The organism is Shewanella electrica (genome assembly GCF_022321485.1).
GTDB lineage: Bacteria > Pseudomonadota > Gammaproteobacteria > Enterobacterales > Shewanellaceae > Shewanella > Shewanella electrica.
This window is the reverse complement of the sequence record NZ_JAKOGG010000013.1, coordinates 74,752-101,366: the sequence shown is the minus strand read 5'-3', so window position 1 is coordinate 101,366 and position 26,615 is coordinate 74,752. Positions and strand designations below refer to the sequence as shown.

Below are 26,615 nucleotides of genomic sequence, written 5' to 3'. Positions count from 1 at the left end.
CCGCCCCATGTGAGAGTAGGTCATCGCCAGACGCCTAATTAGAAGAGGCCACCCAAGCGGGTGGCCTTTTTGCTTTTTAGATTTTAAACACCCAAGACATTGACTCGATCTTTGGACTCTTAGCTGTTTTAGGCGTATTAGCTTCGGTGTTTATCCAACCGTTTTGATAACTGTAATCTATGTAATATATCAATACGCGTTTCATAATCGATAAATAGTTGGTATTGCTCAAATTTAGCCAAGGTAGACGATGTGTCGTGTAGTGATTTTTCACCGCAGCCCCTAACGCCGATAGATCGCGTGCTGCCGCTGCTAGAGGGTTAATTTAAATGCAGCTTGAATTTTGTTAATTTGAACAAAAATCAAACACGAAAGATCAACCGCCTTAGATACACTATTGCCTGATTTCATCCAAATCTCTTGGGTCTTACTTCGTTCAGCTTAAAACGCATGACACAACATTGTCAGTGAGCGATAGCGGCTGTTGCTGAAAGCATATAAATGCTTCTTTGACTCTTTTTCTCACCATTACAGCTGCTTATCTAGTGGTAGGTTGCGCTGTTATTATCTGTAGAGCTTAGTACAATAGGGCATAATTTTTTGCTTGCGTTTGTAGCATGTCATCGATTTCTACCTCTCTTATCCGCTTCAATACTTTTGGGCTGCCGGCACGCTGCCGACAGCTCGTTCTGGCTCGAACTCAAGCAGAGTTAATTGCTGCTTGTATGCAGCACGCCGCAGATGCTGTGCCTCCGTTGATCTTAGGCGGTGGCAGTAATTTGCTGCTGCTAGAAGATTATCTTGGCACGGTGATCAAAGTGGAGACTAAAGGGATTACGGTGAGCGAAGATAGTGAACATTACCGTTTAACCGTTGCTGCTGGTGAGTCTTGGCATGGTTTGGTGGAGTTTTGCTTACAGCAAAACATTGCTGGGCTGGAGAATCTTGCATTAATTCCGGGCACCGTTGGTGCGGCGCCCATTCAAAACATTGGTGCTTATGGGGTTGAGTTTTCAGCAGTATGCGATTGGGTGGAATACTTAGATCTTAATACTGGCAAGCTGGCACGCTTAAGCCATGATGAATGCCAATTTAGGTATCGTTATTCGGTGTTTAAAGGGGCACTACGCGGGCGCGCTGTGGTATTACAAGTGGGGATTGTGTTGAGTAAGTGCTGGCAGCCGAATTTAATCTATGGCCCGTTGCAGTCATTAGCGGGTCAGGCAACTCCTCAAGCCGTTTTTGACACAGTTTGCCGTGTACGTAGCGAAAAGCTGCCAGCGCCTGAGCAGATGGGGAATGTGGGTAGCTTTTTCGAGAATCCAGTTGTTAGTGCTGCACATTTCAGTCAATTACAACAGCGTTATGCCAACATTGTCGGCTATCCTCAGCCATCCGGTGAGGTCAAGCTTGCGGCAGGGTGGCTTATTGATAGTTTAGGGCTTAAAGGCTATTCCGTTGGTGGTGCTGCAGTACACCAGCAGCAAGCGTTGGTGTTAGTCAATCGCGGTAACGCTACCAGTAGTGATGTCTTGGGGTTGGCGCGGTTTATTTGCCAACGTGTTAAGGCAGCGTTTGAGGTTGAATTAGTGATGGAACCACGGGTTTATGCAGCCCGCGGTGAATGGAGTAATGTCTTATGACAGCACAATGGCAACGTAAGCGCGCGATATTACAAACCTTAAGTCGCGGTGATTTTGTCTCGGGTGAGCATATCGCGGAGCAGTTGGGTGTCAGCCGGGCGGCTGTCGGTAAACAAATCACAGGCTTGAGTGATTATGGCCTCGACATTGCCAGTGTAAAAGGCAAGGGTTACAAGCTATATAACCCATTGTTTTTGATTGATGATGAACGGCTTGTCGCTGGCTGTGCTAATCGCTGTTTTTACTTTGATGAGATCGATAGCACCAACGCTTTTTTGCTGAATCATGCCGAAGAGTTGCAGCGCGGTGATATCTGTATTGCCGAGTATCAAGCCGCTGGACGTGGTCGCCGTGGTCGCAAATGGCACAGCCCTTACGGCAGTCATCTGTATTTCTCTATGCATTGGCATTTGCAGCAAGGAATGGCGCAAGCCATGGGGTTGAGTCTGGTGGTCGCGTGTAGTCTCGTGCACGTGTTGCAGCAGTTTGGTGCTGCAGGTATCGGGGTGAAGTGGCCAAATGATATCTATCTAGACGGCAGAAAGTTGGCCGGCGTGCTGATTGAGATGAATGGTGCGGCTGATAGTGGCTGTAATGTGGTCATCGGCATTGGGGTTAATATCGCGATGCCTGCACCGCAGGGGGAGCTGATCGACCAACCTTGGAGCGATTTGCAACAACTCGAATCGATGCCTGATAAGACTGACTTAGCATTGGCGCTGTATCAACAATTGTTAGATGATTTGCAACTATTTGAACGCGATGGACTGGCTGCATTTCAAACGCGTTGGAACGCCGCTGATATCTACCAAGGTCAAGAGGTTAACTTATTGTTGGGTGAGCACGTGGTGAGTGGCCGTTACTTAGGGATTGATGAACAAGGTGGTGTGTTACTCGATACCGCCAACGGTCAGCAGCAGTTCGTTGGCGGTGAAATATCGCTACGTAAGGCCTAATGTTATTTCCGCAGTAATACTTGTTCCATTGAGTGGTGCGCGCCTTTTTTAAGGATCAAATGGGCGCGTTCACGTGTTGGCAAGATATTTTGTGTGAGGTTGGGGCCGTTGATTCCATCCCAAATATCGTTAGCCATAGCTGTGGCCGCATCATCAGTTAGACTAGCGAAATGACTAAAGTAAGAGCAAGGATCAGCAAATGCACTCTTTCTTAGTTTGAGGAAGCGTTCCACGTACCATTGACGCAAATTGCTTTCATCGGCGTCAACATAGATAGAAAAATCCACGAAATCAGAAACAAAACGCCGCTTTGGTGAATCGAGTTCCGTTTGTAATACGTTCAACCCCTCTAGAATGAGAATGTCGGGTTGGCGAACTTTAATCACGTCTTCGAGGCGATCGTAAATGATATGGGAATAGAGTGGCGCATCGACTTCCTCTTCACCCGCTTTCACCGCCGAAATAAAATCTACCAGCAGTTTAGTGTCGTAGCTTTCAGGGAATCCCTTACGGTTGAGTAGATTGCGGCGCTTCAGCTCTGCTAGCGGATAAAGAAAGCCATCGGTAGTGATCAAATCAACTTTGGGATGCTCGGGCCAATGACTCAGCAGTGCCTGCAGAATCCTCGCCGTGGTACTTTTACCCACCGCCACACTACCAGCAATACTAATAATGTATGGGCTGCGCGCTGGCGGCTGGCCGAGGAACTGATTCAATACTTCGCCGCGTTGTTGGTTGTTACGCACGATCAAGTTAAGCAGACGGCTCAACGGCAAGTAAATGTCGGTGACTTCATCTAATGACACCTGTTCATTTATGCCCCTTAATTCGGCAAGATCGGCCTCTTGCAGAGTCAGAGGAACCGATTTCCGTAGCTTTGACCATGAATCTCGATCGAAAGGCATATATAACGCTTTTTGAATTGTATTTAGCTGTGGCATGTTCTACTTCCCCAAGAGCAAGGGGGCACCGTACACCAAAGGTTTGATAGTCGACAAGATAAAAATATCGCTAGCCGACGAATGTACAAGCTGAGGTGGAGTAAATGGCATATTTCCCCGTCGCAATTTGCTTAAGCGTCGATGCAGACTAAAAAAACGACGCTTGAAGCAAAATTTTTAAAAAATGCTAATTTTCTATTGCACTCAAGGCCGTATTTACCTAATATCCGCTACCGAAATGAATGCCGGCATAGCTCAGTTGGTAGAGCAACTGACTTGTAATCAGTAGGTCCCGAGTTCGACTCTTGGTGCCGGCACCATTCATTCAATAAAAATTGGAGGGGTTCCCGAGTGGCCAAAGGGATCAGACTGTAAATCTGACGGCTCCGCCTTCGAAGGTTCGAATCCTTCTCCCTCCACCATTTTTTAAATGGTATTAGGTAGCCTAGGTTAGGTTGCGCGGGTATCGTATAATGGTATTACTCCAGCCTTCCAAGCTGATAACGCGGGTTCGATTCCCGCTACCCGCTCCAATTTATGCTGATATGGCTCAGTCGGTAGAGCGCATCCTTGGTAAGGATGAGGTCCCCAGTTCGATTCTGGGTATCAGCACCAGCTCCTCTAAGTCTAGACATTCTACCTTCTACCTAATAGATTGATACGTTCGACGCATTTACAGCGCCGGACTTTTTCATTATGTATTGGTTTCACCACTAAACAATCGTAGATTGAGGCTATACCATGTCTAAAGCTAAATTTGAACGTTCAAAACCACACGTAAACGTGGGTACTATCGGTCACGTAGACCATGGTAAAACCACTCTGACTGCTGCTATCTCAACTGTATTGGCTAAAACTTACGGTGGTGAAGCACGCGACTTCGCGGCAATCGATAACGCTCCAGAAGAGCGTGAGCGCGGTATTACCATCAATACCTCTCACATCGAATATGACACTCCAACTCGCCACTACGCACACGTAGACTGCCCAGGCCACGCTGACTATGTTAAAAACATGATCACTGGTGCTGCACAGATGGACGGCGCTATTCTGGTAGTAGCTGCGACAGACGGCCCAATGCCACAAACTCGTGAGCACATCCTGCTGTCTCGTCAGGTAGGCGTACCTTACATCATCGTATTCATGAACAAATGTGACATGGTTGACGATGAAGAGCTGCTGGAACTGGTAGAGATGGAAGTTCGTGAACTGCTGTCTGAATACGACTTCCCAGGTGATGATCTGCCAGTAATTCAGGGTTCAGCTCTGAAAGCACTGGAAGGCGAACCAGATTGGGAAAACAAAATCATCGAATTGGCAGAAGCACTGGATACTTATATCCCAGAACCAATCCGTGATATCGACCACCCATTCCTGCTGCCTATTGAAGACGTATTCTCAATTTCAGGCCGTGGTACAGTAGTAACAGGTCGTGTAGAACGCGGTATCATCAACGTAGGTAACGAAGTAGAAATCGTAGGTATCCACGACACTACTAAAACTACCTGTACAGGTGTTGAAATGTTCCGCAAACTGCTGGACGAAGGTCGTGCAGGTGAGAACGTAGGTGTACTGTTGCGTGGTACAAAACGTGATGAAGTTGAACGTGGTCAAGTACTGGCAAAACCAGGTACTATCACTCCACACACCAAGTTCGAATCAGAAGTATACGTACTGAGCAAAGAAGAAGGTGGTCGTCATACTCCATTCTTCAAAGGCTACCGTCCACAGTTCTACTTCCGTACAACTGACGTAACCGGTACCATCGAACTGCCAGAAGGCGTAGAAATGGTAATGCCTGGTGACAACATCAAGATGGTAGTGACGCTGATCTGCCCAATCGCGATGGACGAAGGTCTGCGTTTTGCAATCCGTGAAGGTGGCCGTACAGTAGGCGCCGGCGTGGTAGCAAAAATCATCGCTTAATTGATTAAGTGACTCGAAAAGGAAGCTTCGGCTTCCTTTTTTGTTTTGTCGTACTTTCTGCCCGACAGATCACGTGTTCAGTGTTTGCGTGTCTTGATAAGGCTGGCAATAAAGCATACAATCTATGGCCGATTTTTTGAGCCTTAAGCCGTTTAATATTAATGGTTAGGGACGCGCAGTATGGTGACTTTTCGTTGCCGGCTGAAGCTCGAGTTGTAATAAATAGCGGAATTAACCGATGACAACAAATACCGAAAGCCAGGGAAATTCTCTGGATATTTTAAAGTGGGTTATCATTTTTGTAGTACTAGCTGTGGCTATCGTAGGTAATCACATGCTAGCGGAACAGGCCAGTGCTGTTGTTCGTGCAGTTGGTGTATTGGTGTTATTCGCTATAGCAGGTTTTGTGGCGCTACAAACTGCTAAGGGTAAGCAAGCACTGGCTTTTGCAAAAGAATCCCACATCGAAGTACGTAAAGTGGTTTGGCCGACTCGCCAAGAAGCATTGAATACTACCTTTATCGTGTTAATTGCGACCGGTATTCTTGGCTTGATCTTGTGGGGGCTGGACACCGTACTGCTTAAGATTGTGAATTTGATTACTGGCGTGTAGGCATTCTAATGACTGAAGCTAAAGAAGCGAAAAAAAGATGGTATGTAGTGCAAGCATTCTCAGGCTATGAGGGCCGAGTGTGTAAATCACTGATCGAACATATCAAAATGCACGGTATGGAAGAGCAGTTTGGCGAAGTGTTAGTGCCGACTGAAGAAGTTGTTGAAATGCGTGCAGGCCAACGCCGTAAGAGTGAACGTAAGTTCTTCCCGGGCTATGTGTTGGTTCAGATGGAAATGAATGAAGAAACATGGCACTTGGTGAAAAGCATTCCACGTGTAATGGGCTTCATTGGCGGCACTTCTGACCGTCCAGCGCCGATTACCGATAAAGAAGCTGAAGCTATTCTTCGTCGTCTGCAAGAGACTACAGATTCTCCGACCCATCGCGTGGTTTACGAACCAGGTGAAGTGGTACGTGTGACTGACGGTCCATTTGCCGACTTCAACGGCACCGTTGAAGAAGTGGATTATGACAAGAGCCGCGTGAAGGTATCTGTGATGATCTTCGGTCGCTCTACTCCGGTAGAGTTGGACTTCAATCAGGTTGAGAAATCCTGATTAAAAATACTGCAATAACCGTTTGGCAAAGGGTGTGGATTTCTATATAATCCGCACCCGTTGTTTTCGGGGAGCCTCATGCATGCCGCATGAAGCGTTAGAACCCAAACTGAGGAAAGTAACATGGCTAAGAAAATTGAAGCTTATATTAAGCTGCAAGTTAAATCAGGCTCTGCAAACCCATCTCCACCAGTTGGTCCAGCTCTGGGTCAAAAAGGTGTGAACATCATGGAATTCTGTAAAGCGTTTAACGCACGTACAGAAAAAATGGAAAAGGGCATGCCGATCCCTGTAGTGATCACTGTATACAGCGATCGCTCATTCACTTTCGAAACTAAGACGCCTCCAGCATCATTCTTGTTGAAACAAGCTGCTGGCCTGAAATCAGGTTCTAGCCGTCCTAACACTCAAAAAGTGGGTACTATCAAGCGTGCTAAAGTTCAAGAAATCGCTGAACTGAAAGCTGCTGACATGACTGGTGCTGACGTTGAAGCGATGACTCGCTCAATCGAAGGTACTGCACGTTCAATGGGCTTGGTGGTAGAGGACTAATATCATGGCAAAGCTGACTAAACGCATGCGCGTAATCCGCGAGAAAGTGGACGCTACTAAAGCATACGAAATCAACGAAGCACTGGCTCTGTTGCAAGAACTGGCAACTGCTAAATTCGTTGAATCTGTTGACGTTGCTGTAAACCTGGGCGTTGACCCACGTAAATCAGACCAAAACGTACGTGGTGCAATCGTATTGCCACACGGTACTGGTCGTGATGTACGTGTTGCAGTATTTACCCAAGGCGCAAACGCTGAAGCTGCAAAAGCAGCTGGCGCTGAGCTGGTAGGTATGGACGACTTGGCTGCACAAGTTAAAGCTGGCGAAATGAACTTCGACGTAGTGATTGCTTCTCCAGATGCAATGCGCGTTGTAGGTCAATTAGGTCAAATCTTAGGTCCACGTGGTCTGATGCCTAACCCTAAAACTGGTACTGTAACTCCTAACGTTGCAGAAGCAGTTAAAAACGCCAAAGCTGGTCAAGTTCGTTACCGCAACGACAAAAACGGTATCATCCACACCACTATCGGTAAGGTTGATTTCGAACCAGCTAAATTGAAAGAAAACCTAGAAGCGCTGCTGGTTGCTCTGAAGAAGCAAAAACCAGCTGCTGCTAAAGGCCAGTACATCAAAAAAGTTACCGTATCTACCACTATGGGTGCGGGTGTTGCTGTTGACCAAGGTACCTTGGAAACCACAGCTGCATAATTTTACAAAGTGCGCCTGTTAGCCTATAATGCGCGCACTTTGTGGGTTGGAGCCCGTTTAACGGGCTTCCGTCCAAGACCGCAGGTGTTATTCACAGAGTAACTTAATTTCCTGCGTAGACGGTGTCAGGCCCCAGATAGATTTATTTCTGCTGGATTATCTGCACCGTAAGTGACTGATAAACAATATTTGTTTGTCAGTATGGTAACCGCTGGGGGTCACCCCAGGTAGAATCCAGGAGTAAGCCTAATGGCATTAAGACTCGAAGACAAAAAAGCGATTGTTGCTGAAGTCAACGAAGCTGCCAAAGGTGCACTGTCTGCAGTTGTTGCGGATTCCCGCGGCGTAACTGTAGGCGCCATGACTAATCTGCGTAAAGCAGCTCGTGCTAACGGTGTGTTCGTTAAAGTTGTACGTAACACTCTGGCTCGCCGCGCTGTTGAAGGCACTTCTTTTGAATGTCTTGCAGATGTGTTCACTGGCCCAACTTTGATTGCTTTCTCTAACGAGCACCCAGGTGCTGCAGCGCGTCTGTTAAAAGACTTCGCTAAAGAACAAGCATTATTCGAAGTTAAAGGTGCAGCTTTCGAAGGGAATTTCATCCCTGCAGCTGACATTGATCGTTTGGCAAAACTGCCAACTTACGAAGAAGCACTGGCACAGTTGATGATGACTATGAAAGAAGCATCAGCTGGCAAGTTCGTTCGTACACTGGCCGCTCTGCGCGATCAAAAACAAGAAGCAGCTTAATTACAAGCTTGCTACTTAACAGAATTGAATTCAGAACAATAGGAAATATTTCTAATGTCTATCACTAAAGACCAAATCCTTGAAGCCTTTGCAGCAATGTCTGTAATGGAAGTTGTTGAACTGATCGAAGCTATGGAAGAGAAGTTCGGTGTTTCTGCTGCTGCTGCAGTAGTTGCTGGCGGTGCTGCTGATGCAGGTGCTGCTGCTGAAGAGAAAACCGAGTTCGACGTAGTTATGACTTCACACGGCGACAACAAAGTTGCTGTAATTAAAGCAGTTCGCGGCGCAACTGGTCTGGGTCTGAAAGAAGCTAAAGCAATGGCTGAATCAGCTCCTGTAGCAGTTAAAGAAGGCGTTTCTAAAGAAGAAGCTGAAGCGCTGAAAAAAGAACTCGAAGAAGCTGGTGCTCAAGTAGAGATCAAGTAAGTTATTTACTAACTTACTCCACCCAGTTGCAAAATTGGGTGAAGGCTGGCGGTTTTTTGACCGCTGGCCTTTTTTGCGCTGTAGGCGTCGATGATTTTTTAACCGTGAAATCATTCGTAACATAGGCAGTTCCTAGCAGAGATTATTGGTTAGGTTGTTGCTTCAAACCGGTTAAGGGCAAACGTGCTGAATTACTCTGTTGAGTCTAGTTCAGTCTTGGTCACATCTCGCAAGCAGAGGAAACCCATGGTTTACTCCTATTCCGAAAAAAAGCGTATTCGCAAAGACTTTGGTAAGCGTCCACGCGTGTTGGATATCCCTTACCTGCTGGCAATCCAGTTGGATTCTTTCAAAAAGTTCACCGATCAAGATCCATCAGGTGAACGGGGCTTGGAAGCCGCGTTCCGCAGCGTTTTCCCTATTAAGAGCTTTTCTGGTAATTCTGAACTGCAATACGTTAGCTACAAGCTCGGCGAGCCTGTATTTGACGTTAAAGAATGCCAAATCCGTGGCGTAACTTATTCAGCGCCACTGCGTGTTAAATTGCGTCTGGTATTGTTTGATCGCGAAGCTGCCGCTGGCACCGTTAAAGACATCAAAGAACAAGAAGTTTACATGGGTGATATCCCATTGATGACTGAAAACGGTACCTTCGTTATCAACGGTACTGAGCGTGTGATCGTATCTCAGTTGCACCGCTCTCCTGGTGTATTCTTTGATCACGACCGCGGTAAAACTCACTCATCAGGTAAAGTGCTGTATAACGCACGTATCATTCCTTACCGTGGTTCATGGTTGGATTTTGAATTCGATCCTAAAGATGCGCTGTTTGTGCGTATCGACCGTCGTCGTAAGTTGCCTGCAACTATCATCCTGCGTGCGCTTGAGTACTCTACTCAAGAAATCCTAGATATCTTCTTCGATCGCGTAGAGTTCAGCATTAAGAAAGATTCTTTGCTGATGAAGTTGGTACCAGAGCGTCTGCGTGGCGAAACTGCTAGCTACGATATCAAAGATATCGAAGGCAACCTGTTGGTAGAAAAAGGCCGTCGCATCACTGCTCGCCACATTCGCCAATTGGAAAAAACCAACACCACTGAGTTGGAAGTACCGGTTGATTACATCGTTGGCAAAATTGCTGCCCAAGATTACATCGATCCAGATACTGGCGAAGTGTTGGTAACAGCTAACAACGAAATCTCTCTGGAAGATTTGGCTAATCTGTCATTGGCAGGTATCAAAGATATCAGCACCTTGTACATCAACGAGCTGGATCACGGTGCTTACATGTCAGATACCCTGCGTATCGATTCAACCACCAACCGTATGGAAGCGTTGGTTGAAATCTATCGTATGATGCGCCCTGGCGAGCCACCAACCAAAGATGCTGCTGAAGCCTTGTTCCATAACTTGTTCTTCACTGAAGAACGTTATGACTTGTCTAAAGTAGGTCGTATGAAGTTCAACCGTCGTCTCGACATTGACGAGAACGAAGGTTCAGGCATTCTGACCAAAGAAGACATTGTTGCCGTAATGCGTAAGATCATCGAAATCCGTAACGGTTTTGATGAAGTCGATGATATCGACCACTTGGGTAACCGTCGTATTCGCTCTGTAGGCGAAATGTCAGAAAACCAATTCCGCGTAGGTCTGGTACGTGTTGAGCGTGCAGTACGTGAACGTCTGTCTCTGGGCGACTTGAACGAACTGATGCCACAAGACCTGATCAACGCTAAGCCAATTTCTGCGGCAGTAAAAGAGTTCTTTGGCTCTTCTCAGCTGTCTCAGTTCATGGACCAAAACAACCCATTGTCAGAAGTAACGCACAAACGTCGTATTTCTGCCCTTGGCCCTGGTGGTTTGACACGTGAACGTGCGGGCTTTGAAGTCCGTGACGTACACCCAACGCACTATGGTCGTTTGTGTCCAATTGAGACCCCTGAAGGTCCAAACATTGGTTTGATCAACTCGCTGTCTACTTTCGCTCGTACCAACGCTTACGGTTTCTTGGAAACTCCATACCGTAAAGTAGTTGATGGCGTAGTAACTGATGAAGTTGATTACCTGTCAGCGATCGAAGAAGGTCGTTACGTTATTGCACAGGCTAACATCGACTTGGACGAAACTGGTCGTATCATCGACGAGCAAGTTGCTAGCCGTCATAAAGGTGAATCTACCTTTATGCGCGTTTCTGACGTGCAATATATGGACGTTTCTCCACAACAGGTTATCTCTGTTGCGGCTTCATTGATTCCGTTCTTGGAACACGATGACGCGAACCGTGCATTGATGGGTGCGAACATGCAACGTCAGGCAGTACCTGTTCTGAAAGCCGAGAAACCAGTGGTTGGTACCGGTATTGAACGTACTCTGGCTGTTGACTCAGGCGTAGTTGTTGCCGCTAAACGTGGCGGTGTTGTTGACTACGTTGATGCTAGCCGCATCGTAGTAAAAGTAAATGAAGATGAGCTGCGCCCTGGCGAAGCGGGTATCGACATCTACAACCTGACCAAATACACCCGTTCTAACCAAAACACCTGTATCAACCAGCGTCCATGCTGTAACCCAGGTGAACCGGTTCGTCGTGGTGATGTGCTGGCAGACGGTCCATCAACTGACTTGGGCGAATTGGCTCTGGGTCAGAACATGCGCGTCGCGTTCATGCCTTGGAACGGTTACAACTACGAAGACTCGATCTTGATTTCTGAGCGTGTCGCTCAAGAAGACCGTTTCTCTACTATCCACATTCAAGAGCTTTCTTGTATCGCTCGTGATACCAAACTGGGTAGCGAAGAGATCACCGCGGATATTCCAAACGTCGGTGAGTCTGCACTGTCTAAGCTGGACGAATCAGGCATCGTTTATATCGGTGCTGAAGTTAAAGGCGGCGACATTCTGGTAGGTAAAGTGACACCAAAAGGTGAAACACAACTGACGCCAGAAGAAAAACTGTTGCGTGCAATTTTCGGTGAGAAAGCGTCTGACGTTAAAGACAGCTCTCTGCGTGTACCTAACTCTGTTAAAGGTACCGTTATCGACGTGCAAGTCTTTACTCGCGATGGCGTAGAAAAAGACAAACGTGCGGTAGAAATCGAAGAGATGCACATTGCTCAAGCACGCAAAGACTTGACCGAAGAGTTCAAGATCCTTGAAGAAGGTGTGTTTGACCGTGCGCGTAACCTGCTGCTGAACGCTGGTTTCAGCGAAGCTAAACTGGCCGAATTGCCACGTAAAGATTACTTGGTGCAAGTAATCGATGACGAAGCAAAACAAACTGAGCTGGAACAGCTGGCTGAACAACACGTTGAGCTGAAAGCAGACTTCGATAAGAAATTTGACGTTAAACGTCGCAAGATCACCCAAGGTGATGACCTTGCACCAGGCGTACTGAAGATTGTTAAGGTTTACTTGGCAGTTAAACGTACCATCCAACCTGGTGACAAGATGGCAGGTCGTCACGGTAACAAGGGTGTTATCTCTAAGATTTGTCCAATCGAAGATATGCCATACGATGAAGACGGCAACCCAGTGGATATCGTACTGAACCCACTCGGTGTACCTTCACGTATGAACATCGGTCAGGTATTGGAAGTTCACCTTGGTGCTGCAGCAAAAGGTATTGGTGATCGCATCAATAAAATGCTGGAAGAACAACGTGAAGTCGCTGAACTGCGAGGCTACATCAAGCAGGTTTACGAACTGGGTGAAGGCATTCAACAGAAAGTCGACATCGATTCGTTCACCGACGATGAAGTCGTGCGTCTTGCAAGCCACCTGAAACTGGGTCTGCCAACAGCAACCCCAGCATTCGACGGTGCTGAAGAGAGCGAAATCAAAGCCATGCTAGAACTGGCAGGCTTGCCAACTTCTGGTCAGAGAACCCTGTATGACGGCCGTACTGGTAACGCATTCGAACGTAAAGTGACAGTGGGTTACATGTACATGCTGAAACTGAACCACTTGGTAGACGACAAGATGCACGCGCGTTCTACTGGTTCTTACAGCTTGGTTACTCAACAGCCGCTTGGTGGTAAAGCACAGTTCGGTGGTCAGCGTTTCGGGGAGATGGAAGTGTGGGCACTGGAAGCATACGGTGCTGCATATACGCTTCAAGAAATGCTCACAGTTAAGTCGGACGACGTCAACGGTCGTACTCAGATGTACAAAAACATCGTTGATGGCAACCACCAAATGCAGCCTGGTATGCCTGAATCCTTCAACGTATTGCTGAAGGAGATCCGTTCACTCGGTATCAACATCGAGTTGGATCAAGAGTAAGGCACAGCCGCGACTGTGTTTGGCAAAGTACGCTGCCTTGTTTAGGCAAGGCAGCCGGTTTAACTCCTTCAGGAGAGAAACGTGAAAGACTTATTAAAGTTTCTGAAACAGCAAAGTAAGACCGAAGAATTTGAAGGTATCAAAATCGGCTTGGCGTCACCCGATCTGATCCGTTCTTGGTCATATGGTGAAGTCAAGAAGCCTGAAACCATCAACTACCGTACCTTCAAGCCTGAGCGCGAAGGTCTGTTTTGTGCGCGCATCTTTGGACCAGTGAAAGACTACGAATGTTTGTGCGGTAAGTACAAACGTTTGAAACACCGTGGTGTTATCTGTGAAAAATGTGGTGTTGAAGTTACCCAAACTAAAGTACGTCGTGAGCGTATGGGTCACATCGAACTGGCTAGCCCAGTTGCCCACATCTGGTTCTTGAAATCTCTGCCAAGCCGTATCGGTTTGATGCTGGATATGACGCTGCGTGATATCGAGCGTGTACTGTATTTCGAATCATATGTAGTTATCGAAGCTGGCATGACTAGCCTCGAACGCGGTCAAATGCTGACTGAAGAAAACTACTTGGATGCACTGGAAGAGTACGGTGACGAGTTCGAAGCTAAGATGGGTGCTGAAGCAGTACTTGATCTGCTGCGTGCTATCGACTTGGAAAAAGAGATCCAAGAGATGCGCGAAGAGCTGCCATCTATCAACTCAGAAACGCGTCGCAAGAAAGTGACCAAGCGTCTGAAGCTGATCGAAGCTTTCTACACTTCTGGCAACAAACCAGAGTGGATGATTCTGAAAGTATTGCCAGTATTGCCACCTGATCTGCGCCCATTGGTGCCGTTGGATGGCGGTCGTTTCGCTACTTCAGATTTGAACGATCTGTATCGTCGCGTGATCAACCGTAACAACCGTCTGAAGCGTCTGTTGGATCTGGCTGCGCCAGACATCATCGTACGCAACGAAAAACGTATGCTGCAGGAATCTGTAGACGCGTTGCTCGATAACGGTCGTCGTGGTCGTGCTATTACCGGTTCTAACAAACGCCCGCTGAAATCTTTGGCCGACATGATCAAAGGTAAACAAGGTCGTTTCCGTCAGAACTTGCTCGGTAAACGTGTTGACTACTCAGGCCGTTCGGTAATTACCGTTGGTCCATACCTGCGTCTGCATCAGTGTGGTCTGCCTAAGAAGATGGCACTGGAACTGTTCAAACCATTCATCTATGGCAAGCTGGAAGCACGCGGTCTCGCGACTACCATCAAAGCTGCCAAGAAAATGGTAGAGCGTGAAGTGGCAGAAGTTTGGGACGTACTGGACGAAGTGATCCGCGAACATCCAGTAATGCTCAACCGTGCACCAACACTGCACCGTTTGGGTATTCAAGCGTTCGAACCGATCCTGATTGAAGGTAAGGCAATCCAGCTGCACCCATTGGTGTGTTCTGCGTATAACGCCGACTTCGACGGTGACCAAATGGCGGTGCACTTGCCACTGACGTTGGAAGCTCAGTTAGAAGCGCGTGCGCTGATGATGTCTACCAACAACATTCTGTCGCCAGCGAACGGTGAGCCAATCATCGTACCGTCTCAGGACGTGGTCTTGGGTCTGTACTACATGAGCCGCGAACGTGTGAACGGCGTAGGTGAAGGCATGGCATTTGAATCTGTTGCTGAAGCTGAAAAAGCTTACCGCACAGGTGCTGCTGAGCTGCATGCGCGCGTTAAAGTGCGTATCACCGAAAACAAGATTGATGAAAATGGTAAAAAGCAACCTGTACGCCGCATTGTGGATACCACAGTAGGTCGTGCATTGCTGTCTACCATTTTGCCTGATGGTTTGCCATTTGAAGTGGTTAACCAAAACATGGGCAAAAAGCAGATCTCTAAACTGCTGAACTTGTGTTATCGCGAATTGGGTCTGAAAGACACCGTTATCTTTGCTGACCAATTGATGTACACCGGTTTCCATTATGCGACTGTGTCTGGTTCTTCTGTTGGTATCAACGACATGGAGATCCCAGCTGAGAAGTACACACTGGTAGCCGAAGCTGAAGCCGAAGTATTGGAAATTCAAGAACAGTTCCAATCTGGTCTGGTAACAGCCGGTGAACGCTATAACAAAGTGATCGACATCTGGGCAAGCTGTAACGAAAAAGTGTCCAAAGCGATGATGAAAAACCTGTCTACCGAAGTGGTTATCAACCGCAACGGTGAAGAGGAAGAACAAGCATCGTTTAACAGCATCTATATGATGGCCGACTCAGGTGCTCGTGGTAGTGCTGCACAGATCCGTCAGTTGGCGGGTATGCGTGGTCTGATGGCGAAACCAGACGGTTCGATCATTGAAACGCCAATCGTGGCGAACTTCCGTGAAGGTCTGAACGTACTGCAGTACTTCATCTCAACCCACGGTGCACGTAAAGGTCTGGCGGATACCGCACTGAAAACTGCGAACTCTGGTTACCTGACTCGTCGTCTGGTAGACGTTGCGCAAGACTTGGTAGTTATCGAAGACGACTGTGGTACTCACGAAGGTCTGGTCATGAAACCGCTGATTGAAGGTGGTGACGTGGTTGAACCATTGCGCGAACGCGTACTGGGCCGTGTGGTTGCTGAAGACGTTTACTACCCAGGTACTGAAGACGTCTTGGCGCCGCGCAACACTCTGCTGGATGAAGCATGGTGTCGTAAGCTGGAAGAAGCTAGCGTTGACGAAGTGAAAGTACGTTCAGTAATTAGCTGTGACACCGACTTCGGTGTGTGTGCATGCTGTTACGGCCGTGACTTGGCACGTGGTCACCTGATCAACCAAGGTGAAGCGATTGGTGTTGTGGCAGCACAATCCATCGGTGAACCGGGTACACAGCTGACGATGCGTACGTTCCACATCGGTGGTGCGGCATCTAGAGCGTCTGCAGAAAACAACGTACAAGTGAAAAACGCGGGTACTTTGAAGCTGCATAACGCGAAGTTCGTTACCAACGTTGAAGGTAAACTGGTAATTGTTTCTCGTTCTTCTGAACTGGCGATCAGCGATGAGCTGGGCCGTGAGAAAGAACGTTACAAAGTACCTTACGGTACCATTTTGGAGAAACAAGACGGCGACGCTATCGCTGCTGGCGATATCATCGCGAACTGGGATCCACATACTCACCCAATCGTTACCGAAGTGGCGGGTTATGTGAAGTTCGTTGACATGTTGGATGGTGTGACCATTCAACGTCAAACCGACGAACTGACCGGTCTTTCGTCAATCGTGGTGATGGATGTGGCTCAACGTCCTTCTGCTGGTAAAGAGTTGCGTCCAGCAATTCGTCTGGTAGATGACAATGGCGCTGAGTTGTTTATTCCGGGTACCGATGTACCGGCGCAGTACTTCCTGCCTGGTCACTCAATCGTTAACTTGGAAGACAACACTAAGATCAACGTGGGTGACGCGATTGCACGTATTCCACAAGAATCGTCTAAAACACGCGACATCACCGGTGGTCTGCCACGCGTTGCTGACCTGTTTGAAGCACGTAAGCCGAAAGAGCCTGCGATTCTGGCAGAAATCAGCGGTACCATCTCGTTTGGTAAAGAAACCAAAGGTAAGCGTCGTCTGGTGATTACACCGGCTGAAGGCGGCAATGCTTACGAAGAGATGATTCCGAAGTGGCGTAACCTGAACGTGTTCGAAGGTGAAAAAGTTGAACGTGGTGAAGTTATCGCCGACGGTCCAGAGTCAGCACATGACATTCTGCGCCTTCGTGGTATCACCAAAGTGGCCAACTACATCGTCAACGAAGTTCAAGACGTTTATCGTCTGCAAGGCGTGAAGATCAACGATAAGCACATTGAGGTGATCATTCGCCAAATGCTGCGTAAGTGCATCATCACCGCAGCTGGCGATTCAGAGTTCTTGGAAGGCGAACAGGTTGAAGTTTCACGCGTGAAAATTGCCAACCGTGACCTAGAAGCACAAGGTAAACAACCTGCACAGTTCGAACGCGAATTGTTGGGTATTACCAAAGCCTCTCTGGCGACAGAATCGTTTATCTCTGCGGCATCGTTCCAAGAAACCACCCGCGTACTGACCGAAGCTGCTGTAGGCGGCAAGTCAGATACTCTGCGTGGTCTGAAAGAGAACGTTATCGTGGGTCGTCTGATCCCAGCAGGTACCGGTTATGCTTACCATAAGAACCGTCAGAGCGGTAAGACCGTTGTGGCTCAGGAAGCACCGGCTATCACGGCCAGCGAAGCTGAACAGAATTTGGCAGATTTGCTAAATCTGGCTGGCGGCGCCGAATAAGCGAAAGCTCATAACAAAAAGGCGCCTTAAGGCGCCTTTTTTTATACTTTAATGGCACTAATATTGGCTATTTCTTGACAGTTAGGGCCGAGCTTTCTAAAATTCCGCGTCCTACTTCTGTAGGATATAGATTTTTCACACCATACGTTGAGTTTCTCAACACAAACGGAGCTATATACATGGCAACTGTAAACCAGTTGGTACGTAAGCCACGTGCGCCGAAAGTCGAAAAGACTAACGTGCCTGCGTTGAATGCGTGCCCACAAAAACGTGGTGTTTGTACCCGTGTGTACACCACTACACCAAAAAAACCAAACTCTGCTCTGCGTAAAGTAGCGCGTGTGCGTTTGACCAACGGTTTTGAAGTTACTTCATACATCGGCGGTGAAGGCCACAACCTGCAAGAGCACAGTGTGATCCTGATCCGTGGCGGTCGTGTTAAAGACTTGCCAGGTGTGCGTTATCACACTATTCGTGGCGCGCTCGACTGTGCAGGTATTGCTGCTCGTCGCCAAGCACGTTCTAAATACGGTGCTAAGCGTCCTAAGTCTTAATGGGTTCCCGTTAAGTAAGGCCAAGCTTTTTTTATTTATATTTCGGTTTTGGAAAAACCTGAAGTTTACGGAGACTCAAAATGCCAAGACGTCGCGTAGTCGGACAGCGCAAAATTCTGCCTGATCCAAAATTCCACAGTGAGTTGCTGGCTAAGTTCATCAACGTCATTATGCAAGACGGCAAGAAATCTACTGCCGAAAAAATTATCTACAAAGCGCTAGATGTTATCGCTGAGAAAAAAGGCGAAGATCATCTGGTTCTTTTGGAAGCAGCCCTGGACAACGTTCGCCCATCAGTCGAAGTTAAATCTCGCCGTGTGGGTGGTTCTACTTACCAGGTACCATGTGAAGTTCGTCCAGTGCGTCGTAACGCTCTGGCGATGCGTTGGTTGGTTGAAGCTGCACGTAAGCGTGGTGAAAAATCTATGGCATTGCGTCTGGCCGGTGAAATGCTGGACGCCGCTGAAAATAAAGGTACTGCTGTTAAGAAGCGCGAAGACGTGCATCGTATGGCAGAAGCCAACAAGGCGTTTGCCCATTACCGTTGGTAATATTATGCGCGGGCTTACTGCCCGCGCTTTCTCTGTTTGTACCGGAGTTTGTTTTCCGGTTAAGAGGGTATAATCGTGGCTCGTACAACTCCTATTGAGCGTTATCGCAATATCGGTATTTGTGCTCACGTTGATGCTGGCAAAACAACTACAACTGAGCGTGTTCTGTTCTACACCGGCTTATCTCACAAAATTGGTGAGGTACATGACGGTGCAGCTACCACCGACTGGATGGTACAAGAGCAAGAGCGCGGCATCACTATTACTTCCGCCGCCGTAACAACGTTCTGGCGTGGTATGGATGCACAGTTTGAGCAGCACCGCATCAATATTATTGATACCCCAGGTCACGTTGATTTCACCATTGAAGTTGAACGTTCACTCCGTGTGCTTGATGGCGCAGTGGTAGTGTTCTGTGGTGCTTCTGGTGTGGAACCACAGTCTGAAACCGTATGGCGTCAGGCTGACAAATATCACGTTCCACGTATGGTTTTTGTGAACAAGATGGACCGCGCAGGTGCTGATTTTGACCGCGTAGTTAATCAAATTCGCAAACGCCTTGGTGCTACTTGCGTACCCATTCAGCTGAACATTGGCGCCGAAGAAAACTTCAAAGGTGTCATTGATCTCATCAAAATGAAAGCCATTAACTGGAATGAAGCAGACCAGGGGATGACTTTTACCCATGATCCAATTCCAGATGATCTGTTAGCCAAAGCAACCGAGATGCGTGAGTACATGGTTGAATGTGCTGCAGAAGCTTCTGAAGAGCTCATGGATAAATATCTTGAGGAAGGCGAACTTTCTGAAGAAGAGATCAAAGCAGGTTTGCGTACGCGCACGCTAAACAACGAAATTGTTGTCGCCACTTGTGGTAGCGCCTTTAAAAATAAAGGTGTTCAAGCAGTGCTTGATGCAGTGGTTGAGTTTTTACCTGCTCCAGTGGATGTGCCCGCAATTAAAGGTGTCGACGAACGTGATAACGAAGTGGAACGTCACGCAGATGACAACGGCCCGTTTGCGGCCTTGGCATTTAAAATTGCGACCGATCCCTTCGTAGGTTCTCTGACCTTTATTCGCGTCTATTCAGGTGTGTTGGAATCTGGCTCTGCCGTTTACAACAGCGTGAAAGAAAAACGTGAGCGTATCGGACGTATTGTGCAGATGCACGCTAACGACCGACAGGAACTCAAGGAAGTACGCGCAGGTGACATCGCGGCCGCAATCGGCCTAAAAGATGTGACTACGGGCGATACCCTTTGTGATCCTGACCATAAAGTTATCCTTGAACGAATGGACTTCCCTGATCCGGTAATTACTATCGCAGTGGAGCCTCGTTCGAAAGCCGACCAGGAAAAAATGGGCATTGCATTGCAAAAATTGGCAATGGAAGATCCATCATTCCGGGTTGAAACCGATGAAGAGTCGGGTCAGACTCTGATTTCAGGGATGGGTGAATTACATCTCGACATCATCATCGACCGTATGCGTCGCGAATTTAGCGTTGAGTGCAATGTGGGTAAACCGCAGGTTGCTTATCGCGAAACGATTCGTGACACGGTTGAAGCTGAAGGCAAATTTGTGCGTCAGTCTGGTGGTCGTGGTCAGTTCGGTCATGTCTGGTTGAAACTAGAACCTCTTGAAGATGGTGCTGGTTACGAGTTTGTCAACGCAATTGTAGGTGGTGTAGTTCCGAAGGAATATATCCCTGCTGTTGATAAAGGCATCCAAGAGCAGATGAAGAACGGCGTGCTCGCTGGCTTCCCGCTGCAGGATGTAAAAGTCACGCTGTTTGATGGTTCATATCACGATGTGGACTCGAACGAAATGGCGTTCAAGGTTGCAGGTTCTATGGGCTTCAGAAAGGGTGCGCTTGAAGCTAGCCCAGTGTTGCTCGAACCGTGCATGAAAGTCGAAGTAACCACTCCCGAAGATTACATGGGAGATGTCGTGGGTGATTTAAACCGACGTCGTGGTCTCATCGAAGGTATGGATGATGGTGTCGCAGGCATCAAACTCGTCCATGCAGTCGTGCCTTTGGCTGAAATGTTTGGTTATGCAACGGACTTGCGTTCAGCGACTCAGGGTCGAGCTTCATACTCAATGGAGTTCTTGAAGTACTCTGAAGCGCCGCAAAACGTTGCCAAGGCCGTTATCGAATCACGTACCTAATTGCGTAAGATTGATAGCGCTGCCTATATTTGATTGTTAGTGTCCTGCATGTGCTGGACGCCTAATTTAAAGGAATTTATCGTGTCTAAAGCTAAATTTGAACGTTCAAAACCCCACGTAAACGTGGGCACCATCGGTCACGTTGACCATGGTAAAACTACTCTGACCGCAGCTATCTCTACCGTTCTGGCTAAAACCTACGGTGGTGAAGCACGCGACTTCGCAGCAATCGATAACGCTCCAGAAGAGCGTGAGCGCGGTATTACCATCAATACCTCTCACATCGAATATGACACTCCAACTCGCCACTACGCACACGTAGACTGCCCAGGCCACGCTGACTATGTTAAAAACATGATCACTGGTGCTGCACAGATGGACGGCGCTATTCTGGTAGTAGCTGCGACTGACGGCCCAATGCCACAAACTCGTGAGCACATCCTGCTGTCTCGTCAGGTAGGCGTACCTTACATCATCGTATTCATGAACAAATGTGACATGGTTGACGATGAAGAGCTGCTGGAACTGGTAGAGATGGAAGTTCGTGAACTGCTGTCTGAATACGACTTCCCAGGTGATGATCTGCCAGTAATTCAGGGTTCAGCTCTGAAAGCACTGGAAGGCGAACCAGATTGGGAAAACAAAATCATCGAATTGGCGGAAGCACTGGATACTTATATCCCAGAACCAATCCGTGATATCGACCACCCATTCCTGCTGCCTATTGAAGACGTATTCTCAATTTCAGGCCGTGGTACAGTAGTAACAGGTCGTGTAGAACGCGGTATCATCAACGTAGGTAACGAAGTAGAAATCGTAGGTATCCACGACACTACAAAAACTACCTGTACAGGTGTGGAAATGTTCCGCAAACTGCTGGACGAAGGTCGTGCAGGTGAGAACGTTGGTGTTCTGTTGCGTGGTACAAAACGTGATGAAGTTGAACGTGGTCAAGTACTGGCAAAACCAGGTACTATCACTCCACACACCAAGTTCGAATCAGAAGTATACGTACTGAGCAAAGAAGAAGGTGGTCGTCATACTCCATTCTTCAAAGGCTACCGTCCACAGTTCTACTTCCGTACAACTGACGTAACCGGTACCATCGAACTGCCAGAAGGCGTAGAAATGGTAATGCCTGGTGACAACATCAAGATGGTAGTGACGCTGATCTGCCCAATCGCGATGGACGAAGGTCTGCGTTTTGCAATCCGTGAAGGTGGCCGTACAGTAGGCGCCGGCGTGGTAGCAAAAATCATCGCTTAATTGATTAAGTGACTCGAAAAGGAAGCTTCGGCTTCCTTTTTTATTGCCTTGAGTTCGTCAAGAGGCTGGTATTTCCCCGCTGATTCATTATAATCCCGCCACTTATCAGCAAAATGCTGACAAAAACGCCAATAGACTTGTAATCAAATGCTGGATGGGTATAATGGCCGTCCGCTTAGATACCTAGGCGTAAGTTCTACGGGTAATCAATTCTGTAGGATTAATTAAAATGACTCCGATTGGGAGTCAAACGGTAAATCACTTCGCTCTGTCTTTCCCAAAAAGAAATGACTAGAGGGTGGTTTTTTATGTGTCCATTTTAGGAGCTCTGGTCAATGCAGAACCAAAGAATCCGTATCCGCTTGAAAGGCTTTGATCATCGCCTGATCGATCAATCCACTGCGGAAATCGTTGAAACTGCTAAACGTACTGGTGCCCAGGTACGTGGTCCTATTCCACTGCCAACGCGCAAAGAGCGTTTCACCGTTTTGATCTCTCCGCACGTTAATAAAGATGCTCGTGACCAGTACGAAATCCGTACTCACAAGCGTCTGGTTGACATCGTAGAGCCAACTGAAAAGACCGTAGACGCTTTGATGCGTTTGGATCTGGCAGCTGGTGTTGATGTACAGATTAGCTTGGGTTAATTGAGATCCTTAGAGAGGTTTGAGAGATGGCTATCGGTCTTATTGGTCGTAAAGTGGGTATGACCCGCATCTTCACTGAAGATGGTGCGTCTATCCCTGTTACAGTAATTGAAGTTGAAGCCAACCGCGTAACCCAGGTGAAAACTCTGGAAAGCGACGGTTACCGCGCACTTCAAGTTACTACTGGTGCCAAAAAAGCCAATCGTGTCACTAAGCCAGAAGCTGGCCACTTTGCTAAGGCAGGCGTTGAAGCCGGTCGTGGTTTGTGGGAATTGCGTTTGGCAGATGGTGAAGGCGAAGGCATTGAAGTTGGTGCTGAACTGAAAGTTGAAATCTTCGCTGACGTTGCAAAAGTAGACGTTACTGGTCAATCAAAAGGTAAGGGCTTCCAAGGCGGCGTTAAGCGCTGGAACTTCCGTACTCAAGATATGACTCACGGTAACTCACTGTCGCACCGTGCTAACGGTTCTATCGGTCAGAACCAGACGCCAGGTCGCGTATTCAAAGGCAAAAAAATGTCAGGTCATATGGGCGCAGAACGCGTAACTACTCAGAATCTGGACGTTGTACGTGTAGATGCTGAACGCAATCTGTTGCTGGTTAAAGGCGCTGTTCCAGGTGCTAACAACGGCGATCTGATCATCAAGCCTGCGGTTAAAGCATAAGGTCTGAGGAGATAGTAATGGAATTGGTATTGAAAGACGCCCAGAGCGCTCTTGAAGTTTCCGAAACTACCTTCGGCCGTGACTTTAACGAAGCACTGGTTCATCAGGTAGTTGTAGCATTCGCTGCAAATGCGCGTCAGGGCACTCGTGCTCAGCTGACTCGCGCTGAAGTAACTGGCTCTGGCAAAAAGCCATGGCGTCAGAAAGGTACTGGCCGCGCTCGTGCGGGTAGTATCAAAGGTCCGATCTGGCGTAGCGGTGGTGTAACCTTCGCTGCTAAACCACAAGATCACGGCCAGAAAGTAAACAAAAAGATGTACCGCGGTGCTCTGAAAAGCATTCTGTCTGAGCTGGTACGTCAAGAACGTCTGATCGTTGTAGAAAAATTCGGTGTTGAGGCTCCTAAAACTAAAGAGCTGAAAGCTAAGCTGAAAGAAATGCAACTGGAAGACGTTTTGATTGTGACTCCAGAAGTTGATGAGAACCTGTTCTTAGCAGCACGCAACCTGTACAAGGTTGACGTACGTGATGTTGCAGGTATCGACCCAGTTAGCCTGATCGCTTTCGATAAGGTGCTTATCACTGCTGATGCTGTGAAGCAAATTGAGGAGATGCTGGCATGATTCGCGAAGAACGTTTACTGAAAGTTATTCTGGCGCCACACATCTCTGAAAAGAGTACTGTTGTAGCCGAAAAAGCTAACACTGTAGTTTTCCGCGTAGCAATTGATTCAACTAAAGCTGAAATCAAATCTGCTGTCGAAAAACTGTTTGAAGTTAAAGTCGAAGGTGTTCGCACTTTGGTAACAAAAGGCAAAACCAAACGTCACGGTGCCCGTTCAGGTCGTCGCAGCGATTGGAAAAAAGCCTATGTGACCCTGGCTGAAGGCGCTGACATCGATTTCGTCGGCGGCGCTGAGTAAGCAAAGGAGATAAGAAATGGCAATTGTAAAGTGTAAGCCAACCTCTCCAGGTCGTCGCGGCGTTGTTAAAGTAGTTAACAGCGATCTGCACAAAGGCAAACCATTTGCTGGCCTGCTGGCGAAAAAATCTAAGACTGGTGGTCGTAATAACACCGGTCGTATCACTACCCGTCACGTTGGTGGTGGTCACAAACAACACTATCGTTTGATTGATTTCAAACGTAACAAAGATGGTATCCCAGGCAAAGTTGAACGTCTGGAATATGATCCTAACCGTACTGCTAACATCGCATTGGTGTTGTACGCAGACGGTGAACGTCGCTACATCCTGGCTGCCAAAGGCATGCAAGCTGGTGACAAAGTTGTTTCTGGCCCACAAGCTGACATCAAATCTGGTAACGCTCTGCCACTGATCAACATTCCAGTAGGTTCTGTTGTTCACGCTGTAGAAATGAAACCAGGTAAGGGTGCTCAAATCGCACGTTCTGCTGGTGCATACGCACAAGTAGTAGCTCGTGATGGTGCTTACGCAACTCTGCGTCTTCGTTCAGGCGAAATGCGCAAAGTTCCAGTAGAGTGCCGTGCAACCCTGGGTGAAGTAGGTAACGCTGAACACATGCTGCGCCAGCTGGGTAAAGCTGGTGCCAAGCGCTGGATGGGCGTACGTCCAACAGTACGTGGTGTTGCAATGAACCCAGTAGACCACCCACACGGTGGTGGTGAAGGTCGTACTTCTGGTGGTCGTCACCCTGTGTCTCCATGGGGCGTGCCTACTAAGGGTTACAAGACTCGTAGCAACAAGCGCACTGACAAGTACATCGTACGTCGTCGTAACAAGTAATAAGAGGATTCGCCATGCCACGTTCTCTCAAGAAAGGTCCATTCATTGACCTGCACTTGCTGAAGAAGGTAGAGAAAGCGGTGGAAGCCGGTGACAAAAAGCCTATCAAGACTTGGTCTCGCCGCTCAATGATCATCCCTCAAATGATTGGGTTGACCATCGCTGTCCATAATGGTCGTCAGCACGTACCAGTGTTCGTAACTGACGAAATGATCGGCCACAAACTTGGTGAATTCTCACCAACTCGCACTTATCGCGGCCATGCTGCTGATAAGAAAGCGAAGAAGCGTTAATACGGGAGGTTATAGATGGAAGTTTTAGCTAAACATCGCTTTGCCCGTACGTCGCCTCAAAAGGCACGCTTGGTAGCTGATCAGATCCGTGGACTGCCTGTTGATAAGGCTCTCGAGATTCTGACTTTCAGCCCTAAAAAAGCGGCCGTACTGGTCAAGAAAGTATTGGATTCAGCCATTGCTAACGCCGAGCACAACGAAGGCGCTGATATCGACGAGTTGAAAGTCGGTAAAGTTTTCGTTGATGAAGGTCCAACAATGAAACGCATCATGCCACGCGCTAAAGGCCGTGCTGATCGTATCATGAAGCGCACCAGCCACATTACTGTGGTTGTGTCAGATCGCTAGGAGAGAGCAATGGGACAGAAAGTACATCCTAATGGTATCCGTCTGGGTATCACTAAGCCTTGGGTCTCTACCTGGTACGCTGAAAAAGGTGAGTTCGCTGCGAACTTGCACAGTGACTGGGAAGTGCGTAAGTATCTCGAAGAGAAACTGAAAGCCGCATCAGTATCCAAGATTGTTATCGAACGCCCTGCGAAAAGCATCCGCGTTACTATTCACACTGCCCGTCCAGGCGTTGTGATTGGTAAGAAAGGTGAAGACGTTGAAGTTCTGCGTAACGAAGTTGCCAAAATTGCTGGTACTCCTGCGCAAATCAACATCGCTGAGATCCGCAAGCCAGAGCTGGACTCTAAGCTTGTAGCTGACTCAATCGCCCAGCAGCTGGAACGCCGTGTAATGTTCCGTCGCGCTATGAAGCGTGCGGTTCAAAACGCTATGCGTCTTGGCGCTAAGGGTATCAAAGTTGAAGTTAGCGGTCGTCTGGGCGGTGCCGAGATTGCGCGTTCTGAGTGGTATCGTGAAGGTCGTGTACCTTTGCATACTCTGCGTGCTGATATCGACTACGCAACTGCTGAAAGTCACACTACTTACGGTGTGATTGGTGTGAAAGTTTGGATCTTCAAAGGCGAAGTTCTGGACGGTATCGTACCAGCAGCAGTGGAAGAGCCGAAGCAGCAACCTAAGCGCAAACCTCGTGGTAAATAGGAGAGCC

24 protein-coding genes and 4 tRNA genes are annotated in these 26,615 nt (G+C 47.9%); 27 read left to right on the top strand and 1 reads right to left on the bottom strand.

The genetic code is table 11. The annotated features are described in order from the left end of the window. The first annotated feature begins 617 nt into the window (after positions 1 to 617). The gene (gene murB, locus L9G74_RS15695; RefSeq protein WP_238897353.1) at positions 618 to 1,643 is read left to right on the top strand and encodes a UDP-N-acetylmuramate dehydrogenase; all 1,026 of its coding nucleotides are present in this window, start codon (positions 618 to 620) and stop codon (positions 1,641 to 1,643) included. Next, a complete protein-coding gene (birA, locus tag L9G74_RS15690) occupies positions 1,640 to 2,599 on the top strand; it encodes a bifunctional biotin--[acetyl-CoA-carboxylase] ligase/biotin operon repressor BirA (protein WP_238897352.1) in 960 nt (319 codons plus the stop codon). The genes murB and birA overlap by 4 nt, the downstream gene beginning before the upstream one ends. Positions 2,600 to 2,601: 2 nt before the next feature. Here birA and coaA read toward each other — a convergent pair whose 3' ends face one another. Further along, positions 2,602 to 3,540, bottom strand: coding sequence for a type I pantothenate kinase (gene coaA, locus L9G74_RS15685; RefSeq protein WP_238897351.1), 939 nt, complete (start codon positions 3,538 to 3,540; stop codon positions 2,602 to 2,604). 244 nt (positions 3,541 to 3,784) lie between these two features. Here coaA and L9G74_RS15680 point away from each other — a divergent pair. The 25 genes from L9G74_RS15680 to rpsC all read left to right on the top strand — a co-directional run bounded on the left by L9G74_RS15680 (position 3,785) and on the right by rpsC (position 26,608). Beyond that, positions 3,785 to 3,860, top strand: a tRNA-Thr gene (locus tag L9G74_RS15680). Between the two features lie 17 nt (positions 3,861 to 3,877). Continuing rightward, a tRNA-Tyr gene (locus L9G74_RS15675) sits at positions 3,878 to 3,962 on the top strand. 37 nt (positions 3,963 to 3,999) lie between these two features. Continuing rightward, positions 4,000 to 4,073: transfer RNA gene (locus tag L9G74_RS15670), tRNA-Gly, on the top strand. Between the two features lie 6 nt (positions 4,074 to 4,079). Beyond that, positions 4,080 to 4,155, top strand: a tRNA-Thr gene (locus L9G74_RS15665). Between the two features lie 126 nt (positions 4,156 to 4,281). Further along, complete coding sequence (gene tuf / locus L9G74_RS15660; RefSeq protein ID WP_238897342.1) at positions 4,282 to 5,466, top strand: elongation factor Tu; 1,185 nt, start codon at positions 4,282 to 4,284, stop codon at positions 5,464 to 5,466. 238 nt (positions 5,467 to 5,704) lie between these two features. Beyond that, complete coding sequence (gene secE / locus L9G74_RS15655; protein WP_238897350.1) at positions 5,705 to 6,079, top strand: preprotein translocase subunit SecE; 375 nt, start codon at positions 5,705 to 5,707, stop codon at positions 6,077 to 6,079. An 8-nt stretch (positions 6,080 to 6,087) separates the two neighbouring features. After that, a complete protein-coding gene (nusG, locus tag L9G74_RS15650) occupies positions 6,088 to 6,639 on the top strand; it encodes a transcription termination/antitermination protein NusG (RefSeq protein WP_238897349.1) in 552 nt (183 codons plus the stop codon). 123 nt (positions 6,640 to 6,762) lie between these two features. Continuing rightward, positions 6,763 to 7,191: a 50S ribosomal protein L11 gene (gene rplK, locus L9G74_RS15645; protein WP_011758324.1), complete on the top strand. Its 429-nt coding sequence runs from the start codon at positions 6,763 to 6,765 to the stop codon at positions 7,189 to 7,191. Positions 7,192 to 7,195: 4 nt separating this feature from the next. Then, positions 7,196 to 7,900 (top strand): 50S ribosomal protein L1, encoded by a 705-nt coding sequence (rplA, locus tag L9G74_RS15640; RefSeq protein ID WP_238897348.1) that lies wholly within the window; start codon positions 7,196 to 7,198, stop codon positions 7,898 to 7,900. A 249-nt stretch (positions 7,901 to 8,149) separates the two neighbouring features. After that, entirely contained in the window at positions 8,150 to 8,650 is a 501-nt protein-coding gene (gene rplJ, locus L9G74_RS15635) for a 50S ribosomal protein L10 (RefSeq protein ID WP_238897347.1), read from the top strand. 54 nt (positions 8,651 to 8,704) lie between these two features. After that, a complete protein-coding gene (gene rplL, locus L9G74_RS15630) occupies positions 8,705 to 9,076 on the top strand; it encodes a 50S ribosomal protein L7/L12 (RefSeq protein ID WP_238897346.1) in 372 nt (123 codons plus the stop codon). A gap of 246 nt (positions 9,077 to 9,322) precedes the next feature. Next, complete coding sequence (rpoB, locus tag L9G74_RS15625; RefSeq protein WP_238897345.1) at positions 9,323 to 13,354, top strand: DNA-directed RNA polymerase subunit beta; 4,032 nt, start codon at positions 9,323 to 9,325, stop codon at positions 13,352 to 13,354. A gap of 81 nt (positions 13,355 to 13,435) precedes the next feature. Next, positions 13,436 to 17,647, top strand: a complete 4,212-nt coding sequence (rpoC, locus tag L9G74_RS15620; protein ID WP_238897344.1) for a DNA-directed RNA polymerase subunit beta' — start codon at positions 13,436 to 13,438, stop codon at positions 17,645 to 17,647. A gap of 179 nt (positions 17,648 to 17,826) precedes the next feature. Next, the gene (rpsL, locus tag L9G74_RS15615; protein ID WP_037445893.1) at positions 17,827 to 18,201 is read left to right on the top strand and encodes a 30S ribosomal protein S12; all 375 of its coding nucleotides are present in this window, start codon (positions 17,827 to 17,829) and stop codon (positions 18,199 to 18,201) included. A gap of 80 nt (positions 18,202 to 18,281) precedes the next feature. Beyond that, positions 18,282 to 18,752 (top strand): 30S ribosomal protein S7, encoded by a 471-nt coding sequence (gene rpsG / locus L9G74_RS15610; protein WP_037445891.1) that lies wholly within the window; start codon positions 18,282 to 18,284, stop codon positions 18,750 to 18,752. Positions 18,753 to 18,827: 75 nt separating this feature from the next. Continuing rightward, positions 18,828 to 20,924: an elongation factor G gene (fusA, locus tag L9G74_RS15605; protein ID WP_238897343.1), complete on the top strand. Its 2,097-nt coding sequence runs from the start codon at positions 18,828 to 18,830 to the stop codon at positions 20,922 to 20,924. 81 nt (positions 20,925 to 21,005) lie between these two features. Continuing rightward, a complete protein-coding gene (gene tuf, locus L9G74_RS15600) occupies positions 21,006 to 22,190 on the top strand; it encodes an elongation factor Tu (protein WP_238897342.1) in 1,185 nt (394 codons plus the stop codon). Between the two features lie 335 nt (positions 22,191 to 22,525). After that, positions 22,526 to 22,837, top strand: a complete 312-nt coding sequence (gene rpsJ / locus L9G74_RS15595) for a 30S ribosomal protein S10 (RefSeq protein WP_011494635.1) — start codon at positions 22,526 to 22,528, stop codon at positions 22,835 to 22,837. Between the two features lie 26 nt (positions 22,838 to 22,863). Then, positions 22,864 to 23,502, top strand: a complete 639-nt coding sequence (gene rplC, locus L9G74_RS15590; RefSeq protein ID WP_238897341.1) for a 50S ribosomal protein L3 — start codon at positions 22,864 to 22,866, stop codon at positions 23,500 to 23,502. A gap of 17 nt (positions 23,503 to 23,519) precedes the next feature. Then, positions 23,520 to 24,125, top strand: coding sequence for a 50S ribosomal protein L4 (gene rplD, locus L9G74_RS15585; protein WP_238897340.1), 606 nt, complete (start codon positions 23,520 to 23,522; stop codon positions 24,123 to 24,125). Continuing rightward, complete coding sequence (gene rplW / locus L9G74_RS15580; RefSeq protein WP_238897339.1) at positions 24,122 to 24,424, top strand: 50S ribosomal protein L23; 303 nt, start codon at positions 24,122 to 24,124, stop codon at positions 24,422 to 24,424. The genes rplD and rplW overlap by 4 nt, the downstream gene beginning before the upstream one ends. Positions 24,425 to 24,440: 16 nt before the next feature. Then, on the top strand, positions 24,441 to 25,265 hold the full coding sequence (rplB, locus tag L9G74_RS15575; protein ID WP_238897338.1) for a 50S ribosomal protein L2: 825 nt from the start codon (positions 24,441 to 24,443) through the stop codon (positions 25,263 to 25,265). Between the two features lie 14 nt (positions 25,266 to 25,279). Next, positions 25,280 to 25,558: a 30S ribosomal protein S19 gene (rpsS, locus tag L9G74_RS15570; RefSeq protein ID WP_011758338.1), complete on the top strand. Its 279-nt coding sequence runs from the start codon at positions 25,280 to 25,282 to the stop codon at positions 25,556 to 25,558. Positions 25,559 to 25,573: 15 nt separating this feature from the next. Further along, a complete protein-coding gene (gene rplV, locus L9G74_RS15565) occupies positions 25,574 to 25,906 on the top strand; it encodes a 50S ribosomal protein L22 (RefSeq protein WP_037445303.1) in 333 nt (110 codons plus the stop codon). A gap of 9 nt (positions 25,907 to 25,915) precedes the next feature. After that, positions 25,916 to 26,608, top strand: a complete 693-nt coding sequence (gene rpsC, locus L9G74_RS15560; RefSeq protein WP_238897337.1) for a 30S ribosomal protein S3 — start codon at positions 25,916 to 25,918, stop codon at positions 26,606 to 26,608. Positions 26,609 to 26,615 lie beyond the last annotated feature (7 nt).

Bases quoted from the DNA above. Each gene is read 5' to 3' on its own strand.
- murB (WP_238897353.1), top strand. From the start codon at position 618: ATGTCATCGATTTCTACCTCTCTTATCCGCTTCAATACTTTTGGGCTG.
- birA (WP_238897352.1), top strand. From the start codon at position 1,640: ATGACAGCACAATGGCAACGTAAGCGCGCGATATTACAAACCTTAAGT.
- coaA (WP_238897351.1), bottom strand. From the start codon at position 3,540: ATGCCACAGCTAAATACAATTCAAAAAGCGTTATATATGCCTTTCGAT.
- tuf (WP_238897342.1), top strand. From the start codon at position 4,282: ATGTCTAAAGCTAAATTTGAACGTTCAAAACCACACGTAAACGTGGGT.
- secE (WP_238897350.1), top strand. From the start codon at position 5,705: ATGACAACAAATACCGAAAGCCAGGGAAATTCTCTGGATATTTTAAAG.
- nusG (WP_238897349.1), top strand. From the start codon at position 6,088: ATGACTGAAGCTAAAGAAGCGAAAAAAAGATGGTATGTAGTGCAAGCA.
- rplK (WP_011758324.1), top strand. From the start codon at position 6,763: ATGGCTAAGAAAATTGAAGCTTATATTAAGCTGCAAGTTAAATCAGGC.
- rplA (WP_238897348.1), top strand. From the start codon at position 7,196: ATGGCAAAGCTGACTAAACGCATGCGCGTAATCCGCGAGAAAGTGGAC.
- rplJ (WP_238897347.1), top strand. From the start codon at position 8,150: ATGGCATTAAGACTCGAAGACAAAAAAGCGATTGTTGCTGAAGTCAAC.
- rplL (WP_238897346.1), top strand. From the start codon at position 8,705: ATGTCTATCACTAAAGACCAAATCCTTGAAGCCTTTGCAGCAATGTCT.
- rpoB (WP_238897345.1), top strand. From the start codon at position 9,323: ATGGTTTACTCCTATTCCGAAAAAAAGCGTATTCGCAAAGACTTTGGT.
- rpsL (WP_037445893.1), top strand. From the start codon at position 17,827: ATGGCAACTGTAAACCAGTTGGTACGTAAGCCACGTGCGCCGAAAGTC.
- rpsG (WP_037445891.1), top strand. From the start codon at position 18,282: ATGCCAAGACGTCGCGTAGTCGGACAGCGCAAAATTCTGCCTGATCCA.
- rpsJ (WP_011494635.1), top strand. From the start codon at position 22,526: ATGCAGAACCAAAGAATCCGTATCCGCTTGAAAGGCTTTGATCATCGC.
- rplC (WP_238897341.1), top strand. From the start codon at position 22,864: ATGGCTATCGGTCTTATTGGTCGTAAAGTGGGTATGACCCGCATCTTC.
- rplD (WP_238897340.1), top strand. From the start codon at position 23,520: ATGGAATTGGTATTGAAAGACGCCCAGAGCGCTCTTGAAGTTTCCGAA.
- rplW (WP_238897339.1), top strand. From the start codon at position 24,122: ATGATTCGCGAAGAACGTTTACTGAAAGTTATTCTGGCGCCACACATC.
- rplB (WP_238897338.1), top strand. From the start codon at position 24,441: ATGGCAATTGTAAAGTGTAAGCCAACCTCTCCAGGTCGTCGCGGCGTT.
- rpsS (WP_011758338.1), top strand. From the start codon at position 25,280: ATGCCACGTTCTCTCAAGAAAGGTCCATTCATTGACCTGCACTTGCTG.
- rplV (WP_037445303.1), top strand. From the start codon at position 25,574: ATGGAAGTTTTAGCTAAACATCGCTTTGCCCGTACGTCGCCTCAAAAG.
- rpsC (WP_238897337.1), top strand. From the start codon at position 25,916: ATGGGACAGAAAGTACATCCTAATGGTATCCGTCTGGGTATCACTAAG.